General features: G+C 47.2%; 5 protein-coding genes. 3 read left to right on the forward strand and 2 right to left on the reverse strand.

Annotated elements, in window-relative coordinates:
• Nucleotides 1-58: 58 nt before the first annotated feature.
• Entirely contained in the window at nt 59-487 is a 429-nt protein-coding gene (locus AC1S5B_RS22470; RefSeq protein WP_482037909.1) for a helix-turn-helix domain-containing protein, read from the reverse strand.
• A gap of 685 nt (nt 488-1172) precedes the next feature.
• Here AC1S5B_RS22470 and AC1S5B_RS22475 point away from each other — a divergent pair.
• Nucleotides 1173-1811 (forward strand): AAA family ATPase, encoded by a 639-nt coding sequence (locus AC1S5B_RS22475; RefSeq protein WP_482037910.1) that lies wholly within the window; start codon nt 1173-1175, stop codon nt 1809-1811.
• Nucleotides 1808-2167: a hypothetical protein gene (locus AC1S5B_RS22480; RefSeq protein WP_482037911.1), complete on the forward strand. Its 360-nt coding sequence runs from the start codon at nt 1808-1810 to the stop codon at nt 2165-2167. Before AC1S5B_RS22475 ends, AC1S5B_RS22480 begins: the two co-directional genes overlap by 4 nt.
• A 118-nt stretch (nt 2168-2285) precedes the next feature.
• Here the strand turns inward: AC1S5B_RS22480 and AC1S5B_RS22485 are convergent, their stop codons facing one another.
• Nucleotides 2286-2882, reverse strand: coding sequence for a tyrosine-type recombinase/integrase (locus tag AC1S5B_RS22485; protein ID WP_482037859.1), 597 nt, complete (start codon nt 2880-2882; stop codon nt 2286-2288).
• A 99-nt stretch (nt 2883-2981) separates the two neighbouring features.
• Between AC1S5B_RS22485 and AC1S5B_RS22490 the strand changes: the two genes are divergently transcribed.
• Nucleotides 2982-5963, forward strand: coding sequence for a Tn3 family transposase (locus AC1S5B_RS22490; RefSeq protein ID WP_482037858.1), 2982 nt, complete (start codon nt 2982-2984; stop codon nt 5961-5963).
• Nucleotides 5964-6000: the final 37 nt, after the last annotated feature.

Below are 6000 nucleotides of genomic sequence, written 5' to 3' on the forward strand. Positions count from 1 at the left end.
TGCAAATCTTAATCAGCGATCGCAGGCTTGCAGCACCTAAAGCAAAATCACTGGCTAATCAACTCACTTCAGAAACCGCATTATCTTCTGAGCTAAACCCCAGCATTAGCAACGCTTTACGGATTTTCACTTTAGAAGGAAGAACTTTTGGAACTGCTAATTCCAATTCTCTAGCTGTCTCAAATAACTCTCGCATCAACCGATCTAGCGAAACATTATCGGCATCTTCTGGAAGCGTCTCTATCCGTCCTTCATAAGCTAAGGTATAAAGCTCCAAGTGATGCTTGCCCATCACTCTCGCTAACTTCCTCAGGGTTTCAGGGGTGGGGCACGTTCCTTTAAAGCAAGCTCCTCTTAACCGGGGTTGTGGCACTCCAGACAACTCCGCCAGACGATTCATACTAATAGTCTGCTTTTCAAGATATTGCAGGATGAATTGCCCCAGAGGGGAGCAGTCTTCCGCTTTAATTTGTAATCGTGCTGGCATTAGTGGAGTACCCAAAAAATTCCAACCCTTCAAAGATAGCTGCTGAATGGCGATCGCTTATCCAACAATGCTGCTATTTTGAGCGTTGCAACTATTGTCTGATTTTACACGTTGCTCTTGGAAATTCCTATGGGTTGCACGAGCCCCAGCGCCATCATCAAGAACCTTAAAGGGTGTTTGCACACACATAAGAACCTAGACTAGGGCACATCCACCGCCAGGGAAAAAGCCCAAAATTCGAGATCTGATTCCATCAGCCATCAGCTTTCCTGATTGCGATTCGCAAAGCGATCGTGGAACGAATTGCGCTGCCAACTCTGAACTATCAAAAGGGTTGAAACGCAATGAATTCGTTGATTAATTGCTTAACCCGCAATTAGTCAATGGGATAAAACTGCTGATAGATAATATTTTTAGAGACAGTCTAATTTTTTGGACTAAATCTGGACTATGACTCTGTTTTTGACCTATTACTTTTTGAAGGGAAGACAGGGCATGAATTAATCAGTTAACCACATGAATTAATCAGTTAACCAAATTAATCAACATGAAAATTGCTCACGTCGCTGGGAAGACTTCTTCTGAAGGGTAACAGAAGCTAAGAAAACTTGTAGCGCCATTAATACAGTAACGCAGTATATACTTACTGAGTCACTGCATCACTGCACTACTGTATTACTGCGTTATGTTTACTATTGCTTTTGTCAATCAAAAAGGGGGATGCGCTAAGTCCACAACATCGGTTCATTTTGCTTACTGGCTCACTCAAAAACAAGCCAGCGTGATTTTAGTTGATGCTGATGCTCAGCGGTCATCCTCCATTTGGCTATCGGCTCTAGAAAAGCCCATTCATTCGGAAGTAATTCAGAGTGCAGACGATCTGCTAGAGCGATTACCAGGCTTAGCAGAACAGTGTGATTATCTAATCGTTGATGGCAGCGCCGGGTTAAGCGAAACCACTAGGGCAATTCTGTTTCGTGCTGACTTGGCGATCGTCCCTTGCCAGCCTACCGGGGTTGATTTACGGTCAGCCTCCGATGCCGTCAGGTTGATCAAGCAAGCTCAATCAGTGCGGAAAGGGGAACCCAGAGCGGCTGTATTTTTGAGCCGTGCGGTAAAGGGCACCAAACTGTTAGATGAGGCGATCGCGCTACTAGAGAAAACTGAGATTCCGGTTCTTAAAACGGTTCTCCACCAACGGCAGGTTATTGCTGACACGTTTGGTCAAGGTGCTGTCGTCTGGGAGCTATCCGGTAGACCCGCCGCTGAATCAGCCAGAGAGTTTAATAAGCTCTTCAACGAAATAATGGGGCTATTGCCATGAACATCAAAAAAGGCAGAAAGCCCTTAGACGATGCATTAGCTTCTGAGTTTGTCTACGGCTCACCACCAAAAAATGAGCCGACAGATGAAGTGTCAGCCGCCTTGGTTCAGCCAGAGAAAAAAGTGAAGCCTACTAGCAAACAAAAAACAGCATCGCCAAATGCTCAAAAAAAGGGAAGCATCATGAGTCAGCTTTTAGACTCTGCTACCGAAAAGGAAGCAACCATTAGGCTAACTGTGGACATGCCAGAATCAATGCATCGCAAGCTGTCCATGTTTTGCGCCCGTACTGGTAAAAAGAAAGCTGATGTTGTACGTCTCCTTTTGGATGAGGCGCTACAAGAACTAGATGATTAACATCTTTTCCGTCGTGACATCCTCTCAAAGCTCACTCTAGCGGGTAGAGCACCGGCTTCCCGTCTAAAAGCTACTGGGCTTAGTTTTAGCAACGGAAAAATTTTGGTCGTTAAGGAGATCAGTCCTGCCAGAAGTCATTGAAACGGTCTGGTGACAACTCCGTGTAGCGCACTGTGTGCTGAATGTTCTTATGTCCCAGGTAGTGCTGAATAGATCGTGTGTCATGCCCGTCATTGACTAACTTATAGCCACACCCATGCCGCAGCATGTGGGGATGAACTGGAAACGTAAGAGACGAATGACTGCCAATACGACTGAGCAACTTACGAAACCCAGCAGCAGTCATAGGGCTACCCCGTTCTGTAACGAAGAGATAGGGGAATGTCTCGGACTCTCGTTGCAACTTCCGCAATGCTCGTAGTTCTGGAGCATGTAAGGGATGAACACTGGGAATGCCATGCTTCAGTCGTCTAACGTGCAACAGTCCTGCCTCTAGATCGACCTGGTTCCATCGCAATGAACACAGTTCTGATACTCGCAAGCCATGTCGATAAGCCAGAAGGATCATGGTGGCATCTCGGTGCCCATAGCGCCCATACGTTTTCGCGACCGCAATTAACTCTTCCACTTCTTTAGGTGTGAGATATTCACGCGGTCGCTTTTGAGCATTGGGAAGATGTCTCGGTGGAACTGTCCCATTTTCGATAGTTGGCATCTCTAGTCTCGACCTCGCAAACTCGGCTTTTTCAGGCAGTTTTAGGAATAGACTGTCCCATTTACAAACCATAATGGGACAGTTTGTCCTCTTTGAACCATGCCTGTCCAGTTCCTATCGCAAGCAGATCATGACCAATTGAATCGCTTTCCTCAAGAAATCAGCCATGAGGAATTAAACAGTTTCTTTTTACTCTCTTCTGCTGACCATCAGGAAATTGATTCTATTCGAGGAAATCACAACCGTTTAGGATTTTCACTACAACTGGGTTGCTTAAGGTATCTAGGTTTTTTCCCAGACGATCTCTTGCAAATTCCTCAAGTTGTTGTGGAGTACGTCGCTCAACAGTTAGCGATTGTAGCGGAACTCTTGGCATTTTACGGCAAACGCACCAGCACCCAACGCCACCACCAACGGCAAATTCAAAAACTGGCAGGGTATCGTCGAGCCACGACTGCCGATATTGTAAAGCTAGAGCAGTGGCTTTTGCAAAGAGCTTTGGAGCATGACAAGCCCACGTTATTGTTCACAATGGCGTGTGAATTCCTGAAGCAGAACAAGATTATCCGCATCGGCACCACTCGCTTGGCACATAAGGTCTCTAAGGCAAGGCACGAGGCTCAAAATACAATCTATCAAAGTTTGCAATCGTTACTGACCAAGGATTGTTGCTTGGTTCTGGACAAGTTACTGAAGGTGGATGACGATCTGGGGCGAACCCCCTTGTCCTGGTTGCAGAGAACTCCCACTGGAGACAACCCCAAACAAATCCTGGAAACCCTTGATAAGATTGCCTTCTTGCAACAGCACCAAGTCAATCAGTGGAAGCTGACCCAACTCAACCCTAACCGTATCAACCACTTGGCAAGAATTGGAGCCAGAGCAACCAATCAATATCTGCAACGTGCAAATGAAGCCAAACGATATCCCATCTTGGCTGCGTTCCTCAAGCAATCTCTCTACAACTTTACCGATGACTTGATTGAGATGGTAGACCAACGAATTTGGAAGTTGTACGGTGAGGCAAAGCGGCACTTTGAACAAGACCGGTTGAAAGCGACTGCAACGATTAACGAGAAACTTCAGACTCTGTATGATTTGGGACAGATTCTGCTCAACCCAGAGGTAGAAGACCATACCATCCGCGCGAAGACATTTGAACAGATTAGTCAGATACAATTACAAACGGCACTTGAAGAAGCAAAACAGCTCATTCGTCCACAGAATGATGCGTATGTAGACTACTTTGGGAAGTCATATCAACGGGTACGGCACTTCTCCAGTCGCTTTCTGGCAACGCTTCAATTCCAATCTGGTCAGGAGGGTCAAGGATTACTGAAGGCGCTTCAATTGGTGCGAGAGATCCATGCAGGAATTCGCCGCAAAGTGCCGGATGACGCACCTACCGGATTCGTACCGGAGGCATGGCTGTCCTACGTGGTGCAACCCGACGGGATAGATCGTCGCTACTACGAGCTGGCTGCTCTGTGGATGCTGCGGCAGGAATTACGTTCTGGAGCAATTTACCTGACCCATAGCCGTCGATTTAGTGAATTAGAGAGCTACTTCATTCCCCAAGAGAAGTGGGTTGTCCAACGTGATCAGACAGTAAACCTCCTGGGAACACCCCTTGAGGCTCAAGCGCGTTTGGCAGAACGGGAAACCGAATTGTTCTCCTTAATGGATGCGGTAGAAACCTTACTGAATGACCCAGATGGAGATTTGCGAGAAGAAAAGGGCGAACTGGTATTGTCACCGATTGAAGCTCAGGAACGATCTGCTGAATTGAAGCAACTGGCTCAGGCGATCTCAACCCGTTTACCTCAACTCGACATTACAGACTTGCTGATTGAGGTTGATGGCTGGACAGGCTTCTCAGATGCATTCAAACACCTCGGCGGATCATCCCATCGAGACAATCACCTGTTGCTGCATCTATATGGCTGTCTCTTGGCACAAGCCTGCAACCTAGAATTAAAGCAACTGGCAACGTCTGCGGCACTGTCCTATCCTCATTTGAGTTGGTGCAACACCTGGTATATTCGTGAAGACACGTTGCGGGAAGCCAATGATGCACTGGTGAACTACCACTACCGCCAACCCTTAAGTCAACTCTGGGGTGGTGGGACGTTGTCTTCATCGGATGGGCAACGATTCCCAGTTAAAGGGTCGGTGCGGCAGGGGCGGGCAGTTCCGCGCTATTTCGGCTATGGCAAAGGCATTACATTTTATAGCTGGACCAGTGATCAATTCTCGCAGTATGGCTCTAAAGCAGTGCCAACGACGGTTAGAGATGCCACCTACGTCCTTGACGAGATTCTGAATAACGAAACTGAACTGCCGATTCTGGAGCATACTACTGACACCGCAGGATACACCGAAGTCGTCTTCGCCTTGTTTGATTTATTAGGTTTACAATTCTCCCCCCGCATTCGCGATTTGGCAGACCAGCAGCTTTACCGCACCAGTGCTGTTAATTTGGAAAACTACCCTAACCTCAAAAGCCATCTCTCCAACGTCATCAATCAAGAACGGATTGTTCAGCATTGGGATGATATGTTGCGGTTAGCAGGGTCACTCAAACAGGGATGGGTAACGGCTTCGCTGATTATGCAAAAATTGCAGGCGTTCCCACGCAAACATCCCTTGACACGGGCACTGCAGGAGTATGGCAGGTTGATCAAGACCATTCACATTCTGCGTTGGTATGCCGACGAGACCAATCGTCGCAGACTCAATCGCCAGCTCAACAAAGGGGAAGCACTACATAGCCTGCGCTCTCATCTGTGTTATGCCAATCAGGGAGAAATCCGAGGGCAGCAGGATGAACAACTACACAATCAGGTTGGCTGCCTGAATTTAGTAACGAATGCGGTGATCGTCTGGAACTCGGTTTACATCGAGAAGGTGGTTCAACAGTTGAAGCAAGAGGGGCAATTTCCAGGGGATGAAGAGTTGAAACATATCTGGCCCACTCGATATGCTCACATCAATGTTTATGGACGGTATCACTTTAACCAGGAGCAGGTTGGCAAGAAACAGCAACTCCGAGAGCTACGCCAGCCTGGGCTTCAGTCTTAACGACCAAAATTTTTCCGTTGCTAAAACTAAGCCTACT

The organism is Leptolyngbya sp. CALU 1928 (assembly GCF_056784215.1).